This window comes from Pseudodesulfovibrio mercurii (assembly GCF_000189295.2).
Classification (GTDB): Bacteria; Desulfobacterota; Desulfovibrionia; order Desulfovibrionales; family Desulfovibrionaceae; genus Pseudodesulfovibrio; species Pseudodesulfovibrio mercurii.
The window spans coordinates 21,983-41,203 of the sequence record NC_016803.1 but is presented as its reverse complement, the minus strand read 5'-3'; the positions used below and the strand labels follow the sequence as shown (position 1 = coordinate 41,203).

Genomic DNA, 19,221 nt, shown 5'->3' with positions numbered 1-19,221 from the left:
GCAAGGCGAAAAATCGCGAGAAAGGGGAAACGAAGGTGGGAACGGCGGCCGGGGCCGGTCGCTACCCCGGATTGGGGGCGTACTGGCTGGCCTTCTGTTCGAGGTCGTAGGTCTCCAGGGCGGACTTGGCGAGCTGGGCCTGGAGGGAGTCCGGCTTCTTGTCGATGATGTCCTGCAGGAGCTGCTTCCACTCGTCCATGGCCCCGGCCTTTCGGTAGATGCGGGCCAGCTTGAACCGGGTGGAGGCCCACTCGGGGTTGTCCGGGGAGATGTACTTGTCATACTCCCTGGCCCACTTCAGGGCCTCCTCGTAGCGGCCGGACCGTTCGGTGGCGTAGATGGACATGAGCACGGCATCCTTGATCTTCTCGGGGTCGCCGTCGGTCTGGAGCAGCAGGGATAGGGCCTCCTGGGAATAGACGAAGACCCGGCGCAGGTCCTGGCGCTCCATGGCGTCCTTGGCCATGTAGTACATGGCGTAGGCCCGGAAGGCCGGGTCCACGGTCATGTCCTTGGCCAGATCGGCCCACAGGGTCACGGCGCGTCGGCTGTCGCCCAGGTTCTGGAGGGCCATGGCCCTGGCGTAGTCCAGCTGGCGCTGCTGCTCGGGCTTGAGCTTCCAGTTCTTCGAGGCCATGGACACCAGGTCCGAGATGTCCTGCCAGGCCAGCTGGTCCAGGTGGATGTTCACGGCCAGGCCCAGGGCCTGGTCCGAGATGCCGGGAATCTGCTTCTTGGTCAGATACGGTTTGAGCAGCTCCAGGGCCTTGGCGGGCTGGCCGATCTTCCAGTAGCTGGTGGCGATGGCGAGCCGGGTGTTGTCGTCGACCTTGGAGTCCTTCTTGCCGATGAAGTCGTAGGTCTCCCAGTAGCGGACGATGCGGCCGTAGCGCTGCTCGGCGAGCATGCCGGGCACGGCCCTGACAAAGACCGAGTCGCCGAGCGTCCGGGCCTTGTCCGCCAGCGGGCTGTCCGGGTACTTCTCGATGAGGTCCTGGGCGGCGGTCAGCGCCTCGGGGTACTGCTTGTGGAAGGCGTGCCACATGGCCAGCTTGAGCTGGGCGATGGGGGCCAACGGGCTGTCCGGGTGCTGCGAAACGATCTCGGTGTAGACCCGCTTGGGATTGAGGTTGTACGGGCGGTTGAAGACATCGACCATCTCGTTCATGGCCGGATCGTCGTAGATGCCCTCCTCGGCCAGACGCATCTTGGCGATGAGCCCGCCCTCCTTGTCCGGGAAATCCTTGACCGCCTTCTCGTAGACCTGCTTGGCCGCGTCCTTCTGATTCTTGCGAAGATAGATGTCCCCGATGCGGGCCAGGACCACGTCCGCGCCGTCGGCCTCGGGGTTCAGGTTGTAGTAGGTGAAATAGTGATTCTTGGCCGGGTCCCACTTCTTGAGCTGCATCTCCACGCCGCCCGCCAACCGCAGGAACTCCATGTTTTCCATGTAGTAGTCGGGCCAGCGTTTGTCGATGTAGTCCACGATCTGGTAGGCCTGGTCCAGGTAGCCCAACCGGTCCAGGGAATCGGCCAGGTAATAGGCCGCCTGCTTGGCCAGCTGGTGCTCGGGATAGGTCTGGATGAGCTGCTGGAACTGGTCGGCGGCCTTCTTGTAGTCGCCCTTGCGGTACCAGTATTCGCCCCAGTAGTAGCTGATGGACGGAATGTTGTCGTCGTCCGGGTACTTGTCCTGCAGGATCTTGAAATAGGCCCGGGCCTCGGGGAAGTTGCCCACCTGGAGGTTGAGCAGACCGAGGTTGAGCAGGGCGCGCGGCACGCGGTTGGAGCGCAGGTTGGCGTTCATGGCCTGGATGTACGCCTGGGCCACCTCGTCGAACTTGCCCGGCAGGTCGTTCGCGTCGAGCTGCTTCTTGATGTCGGCCACGGCGTACAGGGTCTCCTCGCGCACGTCGTCCGGCAGCTTGGGCTGCTTGAGGATGTCCTCGAACAGGGGCAGGGCCTCGTCCAGGGCCCCGTTGAACATCAGGGACTGGGCCTCGCCCAGCTTATCGTTGATGGCCTCAAGCCGGGCCTTCTCCTTTTCCTCGGGCGACAATTCCGGGGCGGGCGCTCCCTCGGCGCCGGGTGCGGCGGCCTGCTCCGGCTGCGCGGCCTCTGCCGGCTGCGCGGCCTGTTCGGCCTCGGGCTGGACTTCGGGGGCGGGCTGTTCGGCCACGGGCTGCACGGGCGGCTCAACCGGCTGTACTGTCTCGGCGATCGGGGCGCTCGGGGCGGCCGGAGGCGGAGGCGGCGAAACCGCGCCGCCAGCCTGTCCCGCACCGGATACCGGCGGCGGAGGCGGCGACACAGCGCCACCCGCCTGGCCCGCGCCCGAGACCTCGACCGGGGCCGGGGGCGGCGTCACCTCGGCGACCACCTCGTTGGCGGCCTGGGGCTCCTGCGCCGGGGCAGGAACTTCGACGGCTGGTTGCGGCTCGGGCGCACCTCCCTGCTGCGGGGGCGTCACGGCCTGGCGCATGGCCGGTTCGGCGGCCGGTTCGGCGTCGGTCCCGGCCGGCGCGGCCGCCGGGGAACCGGTCCCGGCGTCACCGGCCAGTTCCGCGAATTTCACTTGTTCCGCCGACTTGTTCACCGCCTTGAAGCGCAGTTCGCTGGCGGGCGGATAGTCGCCGGTCACGGTCTCGGCGGGCGCCGCGCCCCCTGCCGGGGCGGCCGTCTGGTCGCCGGGGGCCTTAACCTCGTCGCGCACGGAATAGGGCACCGCGAAAAACGGCTTGCGGTCGGCGGGCGGGGTCTCGGGCGGCAGGTCCGCCTCGGCCCGCGCCGGGCCGGGCTGGTCCGGACGGACCGTGGAAAGATTGCGGGCCACATCGGCGGCCGTGGGGGCCTTGGGTTCGGGAGCCGGAACGGCCGGGGCTTTCGCCGGCGCGGCCGCCGGGGCTTTCGCGGCCTGGGCAACCTGGGGTTTCACGGCCGGGGTCGCGATCCGGGCGGCCTGGGCGGTCCGGGCGGGCGGCGCGTCGGGCGATTGCCAGCGCGCGCCGATGGGGTCGCCATAGACCTGGAGCACAAATTCGGGTTTGCCCTGCTCGGGCACGCGGATGTAGCCGAAGGCGTCGGTCGAGGTGGTGATCTCCACCCCGTTGTCCGTGATGGCCATGGATTTGACCAGCCTGCCGGGGAAATTCCGGGACTCGGGCCTGGCCTCGCGGTCCCAGATGCCGACAGGCAGCAGGACCTTCACGGACGTCTTGCCTGTCCGGGCCACGGACGACTTGGGCAACGTCGCGGAATCAAAAGCGAAAACCAGCCTATCTCCACCGCCCTGGGAAGAAAAATCCACCCGCAGGGCTTGGGCGGGATCGGCCAGGATCAGTCCCAAGACAAGGGCGGCCGCCAGGGGCCAGGCTATGCTTTTGACATATTTCACAGTCACGGCAAGCAGTTATGCAATTGTCGTGCTACCCGTGAAACGGGCAGCTCTTGCCCTACCCCGCAGGTTACAACAGATCCCTTTTTTTCAGCTTCTCGATGAGGGTCGTCCGCTTGATGCCGACCAGCTCGGCGGCCTTGTTCTTGACCCCCTCGGCCTGGTCCAGGGCCTCGCTCAGCAGGCGGCCCTCGATGGCCTCCAGGAAATCCTTGAGCTTCATGTCCTTGTCGCGCATGTCCTTGAGCGAGGGCCAGGCGAACCCGACCGGTTGCATGGGCACAATCTTCTCTTCGCGCCGGAGCGGCTTTTCCCCGATGTCCGTGAAGATCTTCTCCGGCAGGTCCTCGGGCTCCACCTCGCAGCCGTCGCACAGGATGGTCAGCCGCTCCATGAAATTCTCCAGCTCGCGCACGTTGCCGGGCCAGGAATAGGTCAGGAGCATCTCCCGCGCCTTGTCTGACAGGGTCAGCGCCTTGCGCGCCTTGCTGCCGCAGTGCCGGTTCAGGAAGTGCTCGGCCAGGAGCAGGATGTCCATGCCCCGGCTGCGCAGGGGCGGCAATTTCAGGGGGATGACGTTGAGGCGGTAGAACAGGTCCTCGCGGAACCGGCCCGAGGACACCTCGCCCTCCAGGTCCCGGTTGGTGGCCGCCACCACCCGGACGTCCACCTTCTTGATGGACGTGCCGCCCACGCGCTCGATCTCCTTTTCCTGGAGGGCGCGCAGGATCTTGACCTGGAGCGACAAATCCATGTCCCCGATCTCGTCCAGGAAAATGGTCCCGCCGTCGGCCAGCTCGAACCGGCCCGGCCGGGAACGGATGGCGTGGGTGAATGCGCCCTTCTCGTGCCCGAACAGCTCGGATTCGAGCAGTTCCCTGGGGATGGCCCCGCAGTTGATGGGCACGAACGGCATGTCGCGGCGCTCGCTGTTGCGATGCAGCGCCCGGACCAGCAATTCCTTGCCGGTCCCCGACTCGCCCGTGACCAGCACCGTGCTGTCCGTGGGCGCGACCTTGCCCAAGACCTTGAACACCCTGGCCAGGGCCGGACTGTTCCCGATGATGCCGTCCAGATTGAGCGACATTTCCCCTCCGAATACGCATGGATACACGACCGACGGGACCCCCTGCCCCGCAGCCATATCTTTACTATACGTCTTCTCTGTCAATTTACTGACGGCATGTCAACGACTATAACCCCCTCATATAAAGAAATTCTGGAAAACCACCCCCCTGCCCTGTGGGGAGAAGAACGCCTCCGGCGGCCGGGGCGCCGCCCCGGACCCCGCTCAAGAACCTTTTGTGTGCCTTCGGCAGGTCCGTGCGGAAGCACCAACCATGCTTTTGAGCTTTTATTTCGCCAACGCTCGAATCCCGGCATTCCACAAAAAACAACCGCCCTCGCCTCCCGCGAAGCGGCACCAAAAAGTTTAGGAGGGTGAGAGGGAGGGGGGAAGGGGGAGAGAGGGCAGCCCTTTTCAAAGGGTGCCCTCTTTCCCCCTTCCCCCCTGGCCGCCGGAGGCGGCTCACGCATCCGCCGCCTACGAGCGGCGGATGATTTCCTTGGCGGGGATGAGGGCGGTGGCGGCGGCGCCGACGATGTTGCCGGCCACGCCGGGTCCGTCGCCGGCCACGAACAGGCCGTCCACGCTGGTTTCCAGGTGTTTGCGGGTATCCACCTGGGTGGCGAAGAACTTGATCTCCGGGGCGTAAAGCAGGGTTTCGTCGTTGGACACGCCGGGGACCACGTTGTTGAGCTGTTCCAGGCCGTCCATGAGGTTGGTCAGGATGCGTTCGGGCAGGGCCATGGCGATGTCGCCGGGGACCACGTTGCGCAGGGTCGGCTCGATGTAGCCGTTGCCGATGCGGTCCCAGGTGGACCGTCGGCCGCGGCGCAGGTCGCCGAACCGCTGAAGGATGGGCTTGCCCCCGCCGATGAGGGTGGCCAACCGGCCGATGGACTCGCCGTAGGCCTGGTTGTCCTCCACCGGGTCGTTGAGGACGACCTTGGAGAGGAAGGCGAAGTTGGTGTTGTCGGACTTTTTGTTCATGAGCGCGTGGCCGTTGACGCAGACGAAGTCCTGGTAGTTTTCCAGTGCCACGTAGCCGCCGTAGTTGGTGCAGAAGGTCCGGGTCTGGTCGTCGTACTTGTTGGTGCGCACGAAGAAGGTCGGGTCGTAGATGACCGAGCAGAGGTCCTGCATGATCTCGTTGTGGACCTCCACGCGCACGCCCACCTCGATGCCGCGCTGGGACACCTGGATGCCGTGCTTGCGCGCCTCATGGGCGACCCATTCCGCGCCCACGCGGCCGGGGGCGAGGATGACGTTCTTGGCGGTGTACGTCTGGCGGTTGGTGACCACGCCGGTGACTTTGCCCTTGGTCACGACCACGTCGGTGACGGTCTCGGAGGTGTGGAAGGCCACGCCCTTGTCGCGGATGTGGTCGGCCATGCCCGCGATGTGGCCGGGCAGATTGTCGCTGCCCAGATGCTTCTGCTTGATGACCAGCAGGTCGATACCGTGCTTGCGGGCGTCCTTGCGGATCTGCCTGGCCGCCTCCATGTCCGTGGGGAAGACCTTGCCGTCCATGCCGAAGGTATTGAAGATGTGCTCGGTCTCGTCGATGAGCCGGAGGGCCTCGGAGGTGCCCACGAACTGGGTCAGGTCGGTCTTGCCGAGCTTGTGGATGTAGTTGAGCTTGCCGTCGGAGAACAGCCCCGCCCCGCCCACGCCGCACAGGATGTTGCACGGGCGGCATTTGACGCACTCCTGGTCCCCGGACAGGGGACAGTTGCGCTTGAGGGAACGCTTGCCCTTGTCGATGATCAGCACGTCCAGGTTGGAATGCTCGCCCAGGTAGTAGGCGGCGAACAGCCCGGCCGGGCCCGCGCCCACGATGATGACGTCGTAATCGGTCTTCACGGTCTTGGTCATGGTGTGATGCCTCCGGCGGCCGGGGGAGGGGGAGAAGGAAACCTTTTGAAAAAGGTTTCCTTCTCCCCTTCCACCGGACCCCCATCCCCTCATCCTTCCAAAACTTTTTGTCGGCGCAGTGCGCGCGGATCGAAGGAGAGCGGAAGTGAATCCCCTGCTCAGGGGTTTGGTGTTGTCACGCAAGTATGGCCCGTGCCGTGCGTCCGGGAAAAAGGGGAACGCGCACAGACGGGCCATGATAGACCGTAAGACATGAAAAGGGAGGCTGTCAAGGCGGGGCGGAAAGCGGCCGGGCCGCCCCCGGGCTGAGGGTCAGGCGATCATGTCCAGCAGGTGGCCGGTCATCTCCTCGGACGCGCGGATGAAGGTGGTGTTGGCCTCGAAGGCGCGGCTGGTGACGATCATGTCGACCATCTCGCGGCCGACGTCGGTGTTGGAGGTCTCCACCCCGTTGATGAAGGCGCCGGGCGCGGTGGACTCGGTGATGGAGGCCACCTCCACGCCCTGGCCACCGGGGCCGGACTCGAGGCTCACCGCGCCGGCCCGGAAGCCGTCGGTGTTCATGTTGGCGATGTTGTTGGCCGAGACCTCCTGCACGGTGGACAGGGCGGACAGGGCCGAGACATTGGCGTCGGACATGAGAGATCACCCCCTGGCGGGGTTGGGGAAGCAGCCGGGATTCACCATAGCCGTTTGCGGCGCGGGATGCAAACCGGGAGGGAAACGGCTACCCGTCGCTCTCGATGACCGCGAAGGCCGAGTGGTTGTGGATGGACTCGAAGGACTCCACCTCGACCTTGTACCAGGTGACCTTGGGGTGCTCGTCCAGCCCCTTGGCCGCCTCGCGGACCACGTCCTCCACGAAGGTCGGGTGGGCGAAGGCGGTCTCGGTGACGTATTTCTCGTCCTCGCGCTTGAGCAGGGAGTAGACCTGGCAGGACCCGGCGCGCTCGCCGATCTCGATGAGGTCCTCGAGCCAGAGGAAGCCCTCGAAGCGGGTCAGGATGCGCACCTCGGCCCGCTGGGAGTGCGCGCCTTCGTCCGAGATGGCCTTGGAGCACGGACACACGGTCATGACCGGCACGTCCGCGCCCAGGGTGAAGGTCAGCTTGCCGTCCTTGAGGTAGCCGTCCACGCGGCAGGTATAGTCCATCATGCCGCCCGCCTTGGAGACCGGCGACCGGCGGCGCAGGAAATAGGGGAACACGAAGCGCAGGTGGGCGCTGCGGGCCTGGAGCCGGTCCACGATGTCGTCGAGCAGGGTCAGGAAGGAGTGGTAGTCGAGCGTCCCCTCCCAGTGCTCCAGGGCCTCCACGAAGCGGCTCATGTGCGTGCCCTTGAACTCGGCGGGCAGGTCCACGGACATGGACACCTGGGCCACGGTGTGCTGGACCCCGGACTCGCGGTCGCGGACCACGATGGGCAGCCGCAATCCCTTGACGCCCACACGGTCGATGGGCATGGCGATGGTCGCCTGACTCTGCTGTACGTCTTCCATAAATATCATCCCTTACTTTCTCCCCCTTCCCCACTCGCGCCGGATGACGCATCCCCTCCCCCGGCCCCGCGAAGCGGCCCCAAAAAGTTTGGGAAAAGGGAGGGATGGGGGTCCGGTGGAAGGGAGGGAAAGAACCCTTTCCAAAGGGTTTTTCTCTCCCTTCCACCGGCCGCCGGAGGCCCTCTTAAATCAAGTCTTTGCCCGTGGTTGTCAAGGCGAGGTTGCCGTGTTTGACGCCCTTGGTGGAGATGAGCTTCTGGCCGAGCTCCTTGATGGTCTCGGCATCGCCCTTGAGGATGATGACCTCCAGGCAGTTGAAGTGGTCGAGGTGCACGTGCAGCGAGGACTGGATGACCTCGTGGGAATCGTGCTGGATCTCGGTCAGCTTCTGGGACAGCCCGGACTTGTGGTGGTCGTAGACCAGGGTCAGGGTCCCGGCCAGGTCGCCCTCGGCCTGTTCCCATTCGCGCTGGACCAGGGTGTTGCGGATGAGGTCGCGGATGGCTTCGGAGCGGGTCTGGTAGCTGCGCTCCTCGCAGTGTTGGTCGAACTTTTCGAGCAGGTCGGAGTCCAGAGACACGCCGAATCGGATGGTCTTGCCCATAGTGTCCTCCACTATCGGGGAATGGTGATTTCCCACAGGTTTACCGTGGCGTTCTGGCCGCACAGGGCGACCTTCTCCACGGTCAATTTCTCGGTCGCGAACCCCTCGTCCTCGAGCCGCTCCCAGACGGGCCGGGACACGGTGCGCACGGGCTCGCCGATCCAGATGCGTCCGTCAGGCGCGAGCGCGTGGCGGAAGAGCCGGATCAGGGGGTCGAAAAATCGCTTTTCATAGAGCACGTCCCCGCCCCAGATGAAGTCGAAGCCGCCGGGTTTGAGGGCGGGATGCCGCCAGTCCATGAGCAGCCACAGGGGCTGGGGGACGTCGTTCAGCGCGGCGTTGTGCCGGGCGAAGCGCACGGCGGGCCACTCGTAGTCGAAGGCCGCCACCCGCGCCCCCACCGAGGACGCGATCATGCCGGTCAGGCCGAGCCCGCAGCCGATGTCCAGGCAGGTCCGGCCCCGCAGGCGCTCCGCGTTGCGCAGGATGTGCCGCCCGAGCAGCACGCTGGCGGGCCAGACCTCGGCCCAGTACGGCAGCCGCTCGTCCTCGTCCAGGTCCTGGCCGTCCATGGCGTCCCACAGGGCCTCCATGTCGGCGGCGCGGTCCAGCAGCCAGACGCGACCGCCCACCGCCACCTCCACGCGGGAGCCGGGGTCGGGCTCGCAGAAGCGGGCCGCGGGGGGGGATATGGACGGTGCACTGCTCATACGCACCCACAAGATTACCCCTGCCCCGTGCCATGGTCAACCGTCTTCGTAATACTTTTTACACCATCAGAATAAAACATGTATGACGTTATGGGATACGAGGACTTGCCCAATCGCCCGAAAACATGGGGCTATTTCAGGCGGGACCGAATCGGATTCGTCAGCTTTTTGGCGAATTCGCACGTTCGTCGGAAATTACGGATGAAAACCATGAAACTGTCATTATTTTTACTGTTTCCAACACATTCATCCCATGCTAAAGACTAGCGATCAACCACCCGATAACCCCCTTTTCGAATCAAGGAGAGAGATATGATTCCCGAAGATCTGTTGTATGCGAAAACCCACGAGTGGGTCCTGGTCGAGGGCGACGTGGCCACCGTGGGCATCACCCAGTTCGCCCAGGAACAGCTCGGCGACCTGACCTTCGTGGAGCTGCCCGAGGTGGGCGACACCTTCGAGGCGGGCGCGGAGATGGGTTCCGTCGAATCCGTCAAGGCCGCTAGCGAGATCTACGCCCCGGTTTCCGGCGAGGTCATCGAGGTCAACGAGGAGCTCGCGGACGCGCCCGAGAGGGTCAACGAGGAGCCTTACGGCGCGGGCTGGATGCTCAAGTTCCGGATCAAGGGCGCCCCCGAGGGGCTGCTGGACGCCGAGGGCTACGCCGCGGTGGTCGAATCCGAGGCCCACTAGGCGAAACGCCGACGGGGCCGGGGCACATGTCTCGGCCCTTTTCTTTTTCCCCATAACCGAGCAGGTTTCATCATGCCGTTTGTACCGCATACCGAAGACGAAGTGCGCGAGATGCTCGCCACCATCGGCGTGGATTCCGTGGAGGACCTCTTTGCCGAGATCACCCCGGACATGCGCCCCAAGAGTTTCGACATCCCCGAGGGGTTGAGCGAGATGGACGTCCTCTCCAAGCTGGAGGGACTGGCCGCCAAGAACGCCACCAACAGCGTCAGCTTCCTGGGCGCGGGCTTCTACGACCACTACATCCCGGCCGCCGTGGACGCCCTGACCATGCGCGGGGAGTTCTACACCGCCTACACGCCCTACCAGCCCGAGGCTTCCCAGGGCACCCTCCAGGCCATCTTCGAGTACCAGACCGCCGTGACCCGGCTGCTGGGCATGGAGTGCGCCAACGCCTCGGTCTACGACGGCGGCACCGCCCTGTACGAGGCCCTGATGATGGCCGTGCGCAAGACCAAACGGCGCAAGATCGTGGTCTCCGAGGCGCTCAACCCCATCTACCGGGTCATGCTCGGCTCCTACACCTCCAACCTGGACCTCGAGTTCGTCACCGTGCCCCACAAGGACGGCATGACCGACATCGAGGGGCTCAAGGCGGCCCTGGACGACTCCATCGCCGCCGTGCTGGTCCAGAACCCGAACTTCTTCGGCTCCATCAACGACTTCACGGGGCTGTTCGAGGCCGCCGCCAAGGTCAAGGCCGTGTCCATCGTGTCCGCCTACCCGGTGCTCCAGTCCCTGCTCAAGACGCCCGGCGCCATGGGCGCTGACGTGGCCGTGGCCGAGGGCCAGTCCCTGGGCCTGCCGCTCTCCTTCGGCGGCCCGTACCTGGGCATCATGACCTGCACCAAGGCCATGGTCCGCCAGATGCCCGGCCGCATCGTGGGCCGGACCACGGACACCAAGGGCCGCACGGGCTACGTGCTCACCCTCCAGGCGCGCGAGCAGCACATCCGCCGCCAGAAGGCCACGTCCAACATCTGCTCCAACCAGTCCCTGTGCGCCCTGCGCGCATTGGTCCACATGTGCGCGCTGGGCGAGCTCGGCCTCAAGCGCGCGGCCAGGGTGTCGGTGGAACGCGCCCACATCTGCGCCGGGAAGCTGACCGCTATCCCCGGCGTGGAGATGCTGACCAAGGGCGCCTTCGGCAACGAGTTCGCCGTGACCCTGCCGGTCAACGCCTTCGAGGTCATCGCCAAGCTGACCGAGCGCGGCTTTGTCCCGGGCTTCCCGCTGGGCCGCTACTTCGAGGGACTGGAAAACGGCCTGCTGGTGGCCTGCACGGAAAAGACCAGCGAAGAACAGATCGGCATATTCGCCGAGATGCTGCGAGGTGCGCTGAAATGAAGACCATATTCGAAGAATCCGTAGCCGGACGCGAGGGCTGCTGGCCCTGCGAAGGCATGGCCGAAGAGGCCTACATCCCCAAGGAACTGCTGCGTGACGGCGAGGTCGGCCTGCCCTCGGCCTCCGAGCTCGACGTGGTCCGCCACTTCACCCGGCTCTCCCAGCGCAACTACGGCGTGGACGGCAATTTCTACCCGCTGGGGTCGTGCACCATGAAGTACAACCCCAAGTTCACCGAGGTGGTCGCGGCCATGCCCGGCTTCACCCGGCTGCACCCTGTCCTGCCCCAGCTTCGCGGCGCGGGCGGGCTCTGCCAGGGCGCCCTTGAGGTCATGTACGAAACCGAGGCCCTGCTCTGCGAGATCACCGGCATGTCCGCCTTCACCCTGCACCCCATGGCCGGGGCGCACGGCGAGCTGACCGGAACCATGCTCATGGCCGCCTACCACAAGGACCGGGGCAACAGGAAGACCAAGGTCATCGTGCCCGACTCGGCCCACGGCACCAACCCCGCCTCGGCCGCCATCGCGGGCTTCGAGGTGGTCTCCGTGGAGTCGAAGGACGGCATCGTTGACCCGGCCGCCCTGGCCGAGGTCCTGGACGACGAGGTGGCGGGCATGATGATGACCTGCCCCAACACGCTGGGCCTGTTCGAAAAGAACCTGCCCGAGATCGTCAAGATGCTGCGCAAGGTGGACGCCCTGCTCTACTACGACGGGGCCAACCTGAACGCCATCATGGGCAAGATGCGCGTGGGCGACGTGGGCTTCGACATCGTCCACCTCAACCTGCACAAGACCTTCGCCACGCCCCACGGCGGCGGCGGCCCCGGCTCCGGCCCGGTGGGCGTGTCCGAGAAGGTCGCCCCGTTCCTGCCCATCTCCCGCGTGGCCAAGCGCGAGGACGGCCGCTACTTCCTGGACTACGACCGGCCCAAGTCCATCGGCTACGTGGCCCCCTTCTACGGCAACTTCGGCGTGTACCTGAAGGCCTACGCCTACATCCTGCGCCTCGGCGGCAAGGGGCTGACCAGGGCCACCGAGAACGCGGTCCTGGCCGCCAACTACATGCGCAAGCGGCTGTGCGACCACTTCGAGGTCCCCTACAACCGCATCTGCATGCACGAATTCGTGGCCTCGGCCTCCGAACAGGCCAAGAAGGGCGTGCACGCGCTCGACTTCGCCAAGGGGCTGCTGGACAAGGGCTACCACGCGCCCACGGTCTACTTCCCGCTGATCGTGCCCGAGGCGATCATGATCGAGCCCACCGAGACCGAGAACAAGGAGACCCTGGATCAGTTCTGCGACGACCTCATCGAGCTGGCCGGGCTGGTGGACACCCATCCCGAGGTCCTGACCTCGGCCCCGGTCACCCTGCCCGTGACCCGACTGGACGAGACCAAGGCCGCCCGCGCCATGGAGCTGACCGATGACCTTTGATCTCGTGGTCATCGGGGCCGGTCCCGGCGGGTTCGACGCCGCCGTGGACGCGGCCGGGCTCGGCCTGTCCGTGGCCCTGGTGGAAAAGGACTTCCTGGGCGGCACCTGCCTGAACCGGGGATGCATCCCGACCAAGCTCTGGCTAGGGGCCACCTCGGCCATCGAGGAGCTGCACAACCAGGCCCGCATGAAGGTCGCCTCCGGCGAGGTGACCGTGAACTTCGCCGGGCTGCAAAACCGGGTGCAAAAGCACCTGGCCGGCACCCGCAAGGCCATGGGATTGCAGCTCAAGAAGCTCGGCGTGGAGCTGGTCGAGGGCATGGGCCGCCTGTCCGGCGACCATCGGGTCACGGTGGCCGCGGCCGACGGCGAGCGGACCCTGGACTACAAAAAGCTCGTGGTCGCCACCGGCTCCAGGCCCATCTTCTTCCCCGGCCTGGAACCGGACGGAGAGTGCGTGCTCGACTCCGACATGTTCCTGTCCATGGAGGCCATGCCCGAATCCCTGATCGTGGTCGGCGCGGGCTTCATCGGCCTGGAAATGGCCCAGGTGGCCCACCGCTTCGGCTGCAGGATCACCGTGGTGGACGCCATGGACCGCGTGGCCCCGCTGGAGGACCCCGAGGTCTCCGCGACCCTGGCCTCGGTCTTCAAGCGCTGGAAGTGGGACATCCGTCTGGAGGAACGCGTGGCCGGGGTCCTGACCAGGAACGGCAAGGCCGAGCTGACCTTCCAGTCCGGCGACAAGCTCATCGCGGACAAGGCCCTGGTGGCCGTGGGGCGCGGCCCCGTGACCATGGACATCGGGCTGCGCAAGGCGGGCGTCGAGCTGCTCTTCAACCAGATTCAGGTGGACGACTACCTCATGGCCGCGCCCGACATCTACGCCATCGGCGACGCCAACGGCCACATCCAGCTGGCCCACGCCGCCTCGCACCAGGCTCGCTACGTGGCCCTGCACGCGGCCGGAAAGGTCGAGGGCCCCTACGTCTGCCCCCCGGTGCCGAGCGTGCTCTACGGCGCGCCCGAGGTCATGCGCGTGGGCATGATGGAGAACGAGGCCTTCCTGGCCGACTACGACAGCACCGAGGTATCCACGGCCCAGCTGGCCGCCAACCCCATGGCCCAGGCCCACGCGGCCACCCAGGGGTTCGTCAAGGTGGTCTGGTCCGGCGGCAAGGTGGTCGGCGTCACCGCCGTGGGCCACGACGTGTCCCGCCTGGTCACCCCGGCGGCCATGATCGTGCACCAGGGCTGGACGGCCGACGCCATCCACTCGATCATCTTCCCGCACCCGTCCCTGGACGAGGCACTGCTCACGGCCCTCACGGCCGAACGGAAGAAAGTGCAATGATCCTGGACGTCCTCGACAACGCGGACCGCTACGCGGCCCTGAACCCCCGCTTCCCCGCCGCCTTCGCCTTCCTGCGCAGGCCGGACCTGGCCGACCTGCCCGTGGGCCGGATCGACCTTGAGGACGGCCTGTACGCGGTGGTGGCCAAAGGACCGGGCCGCAGCCCCGGGGACGCGCTCATCGAAACCCACGACCTGTACATCGACCTGGCCTACGTCATCGCCGGCACGGACAGGATCGGCTGGAAGGCGCGACGCGACCTCGGCCCGGCGGCCGAGGCCCCGGACCCGCGCGCCGACGTGGCCTTCTACGCGGACCCGCCCACCCACTGGACCGACGTCGCGCCCGGCATGATCGCCGCCTACTTCCCGGAGGACGCGCACATGCCCATGATCTCGGACAACGAGATTCACAAGATCATCATGAAGGTCCGCGTTTAGGCGCGGACCTTTTTTTGCCTCCGGGCCTCCTAGCCGTTGGCGAGTCTTCGAGCCTTACGGATGAGGACAGCAGCGATTAGCCGGGGGAAGGGGAAGGAAAACCCTTTGAAAAGGGTTTTCCTTCCCCTTCCCCCGGACCCCCATCCCCTTCCTTTCCCAAACTTTTTATTGCCGCTTCGCGGGGTGCGATGCGGGGGTTCGGTTTGGCTGAATGGGGGGATCGGGAATTGCCGTTGGTGCGTCGGTGGAGATCCGGCTAGGGTGAGAATACCCCGACCGCCAACCCATAGGAGACGTCATGCGGGACCAAGTGAGCCACTACGAGAACAAGCTGCGCTGGGAGATGGATTCCTGGGACCTGAACCAGGCCCGTGAAAACGGAGAGAACGTCGTGGTCATCGACGCGCGCGGGGGCTCGGCCTACGCGGCCGAACACATCCCCGGCGCGGTCGGCCTGCCCCACCGGGAGATGAGCGCGGACGCCACCGCCGGATTCGACCGCCAGGCGCTCTACGTGATCTACTGCGACGGCATCGGCTGCAACGCCTCCACCAAGGGGGCCCTGAACATGACCCGCCTGGGCTTTCGGGTGAAGGAACTCATCGGCGGCCTCGACTGGTGGCGGCGCGACGGCTACCCCACGGCAAAGGGCGCAGGCGCACCCGGCATAGGCTGCGCCTGTTGACGGGGCGGCCGTTCCCGACGCCCCGTCCCCTGCCGCGAACGGCAGGCCGCTTGCAGGACAAAAACCGGCGGGCCGCCATGGCCCGCCGGTTTCCTCATCACCCCATCGTGGTCAGGGCCATGGGATCGTAATCGCCGATGGCGTCCAGGCGCACGGCGGAAACACGCCGCTTTTCGAGCATCTGCATGACGGACTCCGGGTCCGCCCCGAGCAGGTAGCCGGGGATGGACACGGTGTTGGTGAAGCGCAGGCTGACCACGGCGAAGAGCAGGCGGCAGAAGGCGGACGGGAACTTGGGCCGTGCCGAGCCGTTGATCTCGATGCGCAGGACGCTGCGGAACGGCATCCGGCTCCTGCGGAAGGCCAGCACCTCACCGAACCGGATCATGGCGTAGCCGAAGGGCGTGTACACCGAGAAGCGGTCTTCGAGGACCTTGACCATGGGCTGCCGGGCCATGACCGCCACGGCGTTGATCATGGACACGGCGAACCCCGCCATGCTCAGGCAGTACACGGCCAGTTTCAGGTTCTTTTCGTCGATGAACTGGAACCCGGCCACGGCCAGGCACAGGCAGAAGGCGGCACGGACAATGCACCCTCTGAGACTCCACCGATTGGGATAAATCTTTATTGGCACGTACATGGGTGCCCCCCCGTTTCCGGTTGTCGTTCCGGCGAACCTCGGTCCGCCCCGAAAAGCAGGCACTCCTCCCGCGGGCAATGACGCCCGAGCCCTGAACACAGTTCCCCCGAACGGTTCCCCCGAACGGCGCAAGGCGGCGCACGCAACAGACGTGCGCGATGAAAACGGCTTTGGTTGGGATCGTAAACAGACATGTCTGCTCCTCCTGATGGACGGGTCCACCGGAAAAGCAGCCGGAGCATTTACAGAGACAATAGACCATTTCCCGGAAATACGCAAACGCGGTATTCCAGATGCGCCGAAAAACTAATGCAGGGCGTGGCCCTCGGGTTCCACGGCGTAGAAGCCGCCGTCCTGCTGGGGGATTTCCAGGGCCAGCAGCCCCTCCTTGGACAGGTCCGGGCCGACCCACAGGGTGCCGGTCAGGTGGAAGCCCCGGGCGATGCGCTTGGCGTGGTCCAGGGCCATGGAGACCTGCTGGAGGTAGAGGTCCCTGGGGAAGATGAACTCGGCCTCGTGCTCCCAGTCGGGCCGGGGCTCGTCCGGCGGCCAGGAGATGGGGTTGATCAGCCGCCAGACCACGGTGTCCGGGGTGTGGGAGACCATGACTCCGTCGTCGATGCCCTGGCAGGCCGGGTTGCCGCAGTCGCAGGTGTAGATGAAGAACTCGCCGGACATGGTCGCCGAGGTGACCAGGTCCACGGGATCGACGTAGACGTTGACCTCGTGCAGATACTGCCCGTCCACGGACAGGTTGAAGTCGATGTAGCCGTCCTCGGGATGCTGCTCGTCCAGGGACAGAGTCACGGAAATGCGGATGTCGTTCATGCGGTCGGTTCCTCGAAATGCGATTGCCCGGCCAGACCGGCCGGTGCCCGGAGGCTAGCACAAAGGTCGGCGGGCCTCAACGGCTATCCACGGCCCGGATCGGCGGGCCTAGGACGCCATCCGCTCCTCGTCCTCGGCGATCTCGGCCTTGACCGTGGCCGAGTTGTAGGCCGCGTCGATGGCCAGCTCTGTCAGGGTGCCCACCAGCCTAGGCTCCCGTCCGGTAGAGAGCACCGGCAGCTGGGACACGCCCCGGTCCGTGATCCGGTCCAGGGCGTCCTGCAGGGTGTCGTCCGTGGTCACGGTCACGGGGTTCTTGGTGGCCAGGTCCTCGGCGATGAGCAGGTCGCCCAGCCCCTCCTCGTTGAGCACGGCCCGCAGGTCGCGGAAGGAGATGATCCCGGTCAGCCGGTCCTCCTCGTCCACCACGTGCAGGTAGGGCGCGTTCTGGGTCTTGAAGGTCCAGATGATGCTCGTCAGGGTCATGGTCCGGGGAATCGTCACGAAGTCGCGGACCATGACCTCCTTGACCAGCATGTGCGAGAGCAGGTGCCGCTCGCGGCCCGCCTCGATGTCGATGCCGCGCCGAAGCAGCTTGGTGGTGTAGATGGACGCCCGCTGGATGGTCGAGTTCATGACCGTGGCCGTGATGCATGTCAGCATGAGCGGCAGGATGATGGAATAGTCCGAGGTCATCTCGAAGATGATCAGGATGGCGGTGATGGGCGCGTAGGTGGTGCCCGCCACCAGGCCGCCCATGGCCACCAGGGCGTAGGCCCCGGGCGTGGCCGTGTAGGCGGGCAGCAGCCAGTGGACCACGTGGCCGAAGGCCCCGCCGGTCATGCAGCCCATGAACAGGCTGGGTGCGAAGATGCCGCCCGACCCGCCCGAGCCGAGCGTCACGCTGGAGGCCGCGATCTTGACGAAGATGAGCACGAACATGAGCTGGAACGGGGTCTGGTCGATGAGCGCCGCGTTCATGGCCCCGTAGCCCACGCCGAAGACCTGGGGCCAGACCGCGAAGATGCCCCCGAGCACGACCCCGCCCAGGGCGGGCTTGCTCCAATCCGGCACGGGCAGCGCGTCGAAGCGGTCCTCCAGCCAGTACAGGGTGTTGGTGAAGGACAGGGCGACCAGTCCCGTGATCACGCCGAGCACTGGGTAGAAGAGGTACTCCCACAGGGAGACGATGGAATAGGCTGGGATGTTGAAATGCGGAAAGTCGCCGAAATAGTAGCGGGAAATGGCCGTGGCCATGACCGAGGACAGGACCACGGGCGAGAACTGCATGACCCCGAAATCGCCGATGATGATCTCCAGGGCGAAGAGCACCCCGGCGATGGGCGCGTTGAAGGTGGCCGCGATGCCCGCAGCCGCTCCGCAGCCGACCATGGTCTTCATGTGCACGCGCGGAATCTTGAATATCTGGCCCACGGACGAGCCGATGGACGCCCCGATCTGGACCATGGGCCCCTCGCGGCCCACGGACCCGCCCGAACCGATGGTCACGGCCGAGGCGAAGATCTTGGCGGCGGCCACCCTTTTTCGGATGCGCCCGCCCCTGAGCGCGATGGCCTGCATGACTTCGGGCACGCCGTGCCCCTTGGCCTCGGAGGCGAAGAAGCTGACCACCAGGCCGACCACCAGGCCGCCCGCCACGGGCATGGCGATCTTCATCCACAGCGGGACGGTGGCGGCGAAGGTCAGCCAGTCCCCGGTGTTCCGGTAGAAGACCCACTGCATGTACTTGAGGATCAGCTTGAACAGGACCGCCCCGTACCCGGCCAGTCCGCCGATGATGATGGCCAGGAACAGAAATCGGATGTTGGGGCGTCTGAGCTTGAGAAAGAGGGGTTCGCTTCGGTCAGGGGCCATTGAATCTCCAATTCGCTCGCTGCGGCACGGTGTTGACAATGCGGGACCGGGCCCTATCTCCCTTGGATGCAATCGTAACCTCACTTTCCCCGGAAGCGCAACGAATTGACCGGAAAACTTGAGCGCGGCCGGGAAAAAGGGTAAGCAAAGCCTCCCCTACGCACCCAATTCCCTTCACGGAGAACCGACATGGCCAAATACGACATCACCCCCCTGACCCCGAACCCCGATTTCGACATGATGTATTTCATGGAGGTGGCGGGCGAAACCCGCATCGAAGGCGACATCCTCGAAGAGTTCGAGGAGTTCTGGGACAAATGGGCCGCCGAGAGCCTCAAGGCCTATGAACTGAAGAATCCCGAGGGCGAAGGCAAGTTCGTGCTCATCTTCCTGGACCAGGCCGCCGAGGACGCCATCGAGGGCATCTGGCAGGACTCGCCCACCCACGGCCTGCTCTTCCACGCCCTGGCCATCACCATGGTCATGAGCGCGGCCCAGGGGTTCGTGCCCGAGCTCCAGCAGGGCAAGTGCGCCCCCCTGCCCCGGCCGGGCCAGGGCATCCTGGCCGCCTTCGAGGACCTCGGCCTGACCTGGAACGAGGAGGGGTCGGTCAACCGCAAGTACGCGGTCCTCACCCCCTACCCCTACACCGGCGGGTGCGAGGTCTGCCACCTGAGCGCCAACTGTCCCAAGAGCACGGTGAGGAGCTAGCC

The 19,221-nt window shown here is 65.8% G+C and carries 17 protein-coding genes; 7 read left to right on the top strand and 10 right to left on the bottom strand.

The window, feature by feature from the left end; translation table 11 throughout:
- Nucleotides 1-61 precede the first annotated feature (61 nt).
- The 7 genes from DND132_RS00185 to DND132_RS00155 all read right to left on the bottom strand — a co-directional run bounded on the left by DND132_RS00185 (nt 62) and on the right by DND132_RS00155 (nt 9,144).
- Nucleotides 62-3,247 carry a tetratricopeptide repeat protein gene (locus DND132_RS00185; protein ID WP_238528216.1) on the bottom strand — a complete coding sequence of 1,062 codons (3,186 nt, stop codon included), beginning with the start codon at nt 3,245-3,247 and terminating at the stop codon, nt 62-64.
- 217 nt (nt 3,248-3,464) lie between these two features.
- Nucleotides 3,465-4,481, bottom strand: coding sequence for a sigma-54 interaction domain-containing protein (locus DND132_RS00180; RefSeq protein WP_014320682.1), 1,017 nt, complete (start codon nt 4,479-4,481; stop codon nt 3,465-3,467).
- A 456-nt stretch (nt 4,482-4,937) separates the two neighbouring features.
- Nucleotides 4,938-6,332 carry an NAD(P)/FAD-dependent oxidoreductase gene (locus DND132_RS00175; RefSeq protein WP_014320681.1) on the bottom strand — a complete coding sequence of 465 codons (1,395 nt, stop codon included), beginning with the start codon at nt 6,330-6,332 and terminating at the stop codon, nt 4,938-4,940.
- A gap of 312 nt (nt 6,333-6,644) precedes the next feature.
- Complete coding sequence (locus tag DND132_RS00170; RefSeq protein ID WP_014320680.1) at nt 6,645-6,971, bottom strand: flagellar basal body rod C-terminal domain-containing protein; 327 nt, start codon at nt 6,969-6,971, stop codon at nt 6,645-6,647.
- A gap of 88 nt (nt 6,972-7,059) precedes the next feature.
- Complete coding sequence (gene folE2, locus DND132_RS00165) at nt 7,060-7,830, bottom strand: GTP cyclohydrolase FolE2 (RefSeq protein ID WP_041915634.1); 771 nt, start codon at nt 7,828-7,830, stop codon at nt 7,060-7,062.
- Between the two features lie 184 nt (nt 7,831-8,014).
- The gene (gene nikR / locus DND132_RS00160) at nt 8,015-8,434 is read right to left on the bottom strand and encodes a nickel-responsive transcriptional regulator NikR (protein ID WP_014320678.1); all 420 of its coding nucleotides are present in this window, start codon (nt 8,432-8,434) and stop codon (nt 8,015-8,017) included.
- Between the two features lie 11 nt (nt 8,435-8,445).
- Complete coding sequence (locus DND132_RS00155; RefSeq protein ID WP_014320677.1) at nt 8,446-9,144, bottom strand: class I SAM-dependent methyltransferase; 699 nt, start codon at nt 9,142-9,144, stop codon at nt 8,446-8,448.
- Between the two features lie 312 nt (nt 9,145-9,456).
- Here DND132_RS00155 and gcvH point away from each other — a divergent pair, with 312 nt between their 5' ends.
- The 6 genes from gcvH to DND132_RS00125 all read left to right on the top strand — a co-directional run bounded on the left by gcvH (nt 9,457) and on the right by DND132_RS00125 (nt 15,162).
- Nucleotides 9,457-9,837 carry a glycine cleavage system protein GcvH gene (gcvH, locus tag DND132_RS00150; RefSeq protein ID WP_014320676.1) on the top strand — a complete coding sequence of 127 codons (381 nt, stop codon included), beginning with the start codon at nt 9,457-9,459 and terminating at the stop codon, nt 9,835-9,837.
- Nucleotides 9,838-9,909: 72 nt separating this feature from the next.
- Complete coding sequence (gene gcvPA, locus DND132_RS00145; RefSeq protein ID WP_014320675.1) at nt 9,910-11,244, top strand: aminomethyl-transferring glycine dehydrogenase subunit GcvPA; 1,335 nt, start codon at nt 9,910-9,912, stop codon at nt 11,242-11,244.
- Entirely contained in the window at nt 11,241-12,683 is a 1,443-nt protein-coding gene (gcvPB, locus tag DND132_RS00140) for an aminomethyl-transferring glycine dehydrogenase subunit GcvPB (protein ID WP_014320674.1), read from the top strand. The genes gcvPA and gcvPB overlap by 4 nt, the downstream gene beginning before the upstream one ends.
- Nucleotides 12,673-14,037, top strand: coding sequence for a dihydrolipoyl dehydrogenase family protein (locus DND132_RS00135; RefSeq protein WP_014320673.1), 1,365 nt, complete (start codon nt 12,673-12,675; stop codon nt 14,035-14,037). Before gcvPB ends, DND132_RS00135 begins: the two co-directional genes overlap by 11 nt.
- Complete coding sequence (locus DND132_RS00130) at nt 14,034-14,477, top strand: NanQ anomerase/TabA/YiaL family protein (RefSeq protein ID WP_014320672.1); 444 nt, start codon at nt 14,034-14,036, stop codon at nt 14,475-14,477. The genes DND132_RS00135 and DND132_RS00130 overlap by 4 nt, the downstream gene beginning before the upstream one ends.
- A 298-nt stretch (nt 14,478-14,775) precedes the next feature.
- Nucleotides 14,776-15,162 (top strand): rhodanese-like domain-containing protein, encoded by a 387-nt coding sequence (locus DND132_RS00125; protein WP_014320671.1) that lies wholly within the window; start codon nt 14,776-14,778, stop codon nt 15,160-15,162.
- Nucleotides 15,163-15,259: 97 nt separating this feature from the next.
- Here the strand turns inward: DND132_RS00125 and DND132_RS00120 are convergent, their stop codons facing one another.
- The 3 genes from DND132_RS00120 to DND132_RS00110 form a co-directional block, all read right to left on the bottom strand.
- On the bottom strand, nt 15,260-15,805 hold the full coding sequence (locus DND132_RS00120; protein ID WP_014320670.1) for a hypothetical protein: 546 nt from the start codon (nt 15,803-15,805) through the stop codon (nt 15,260-15,262).
- A 306-nt stretch (nt 15,806-16,111) separates the two neighbouring features.
- Nucleotides 16,112-16,633 carry a hypothetical protein gene (locus tag DND132_RS00115; protein WP_014320669.1) on the bottom strand — a complete coding sequence of 174 codons (522 nt, stop codon included), beginning with the start codon at nt 16,631-16,633 and terminating at the stop codon, nt 16,112-16,114.
- Between the two features lie 108 nt (nt 16,634-16,741).
- A complete protein-coding gene (locus DND132_RS00110; RefSeq protein ID WP_014320668.1) occupies nt 16,742-18,508 on the bottom strand; it encodes a chloride channel protein in 1,767 nt (588 codons plus the stop codon).
- 189 nt (nt 18,509-18,697) lie between these two features.
- On the opposite strand from DND132_RS00110, the gene DND132_RS00105 reads away from it, so the two are divergent.
- The gene (locus DND132_RS00105; protein ID WP_014320667.1) at nt 18,698-19,219 is read left to right on the top strand and encodes a hypothetical protein; all 522 of its coding nucleotides are present in this window, start codon (nt 18,698-18,700) and stop codon (nt 19,217-19,219) included.
- Nucleotides 19,220-19,221 lie beyond the last annotated feature (2 nt).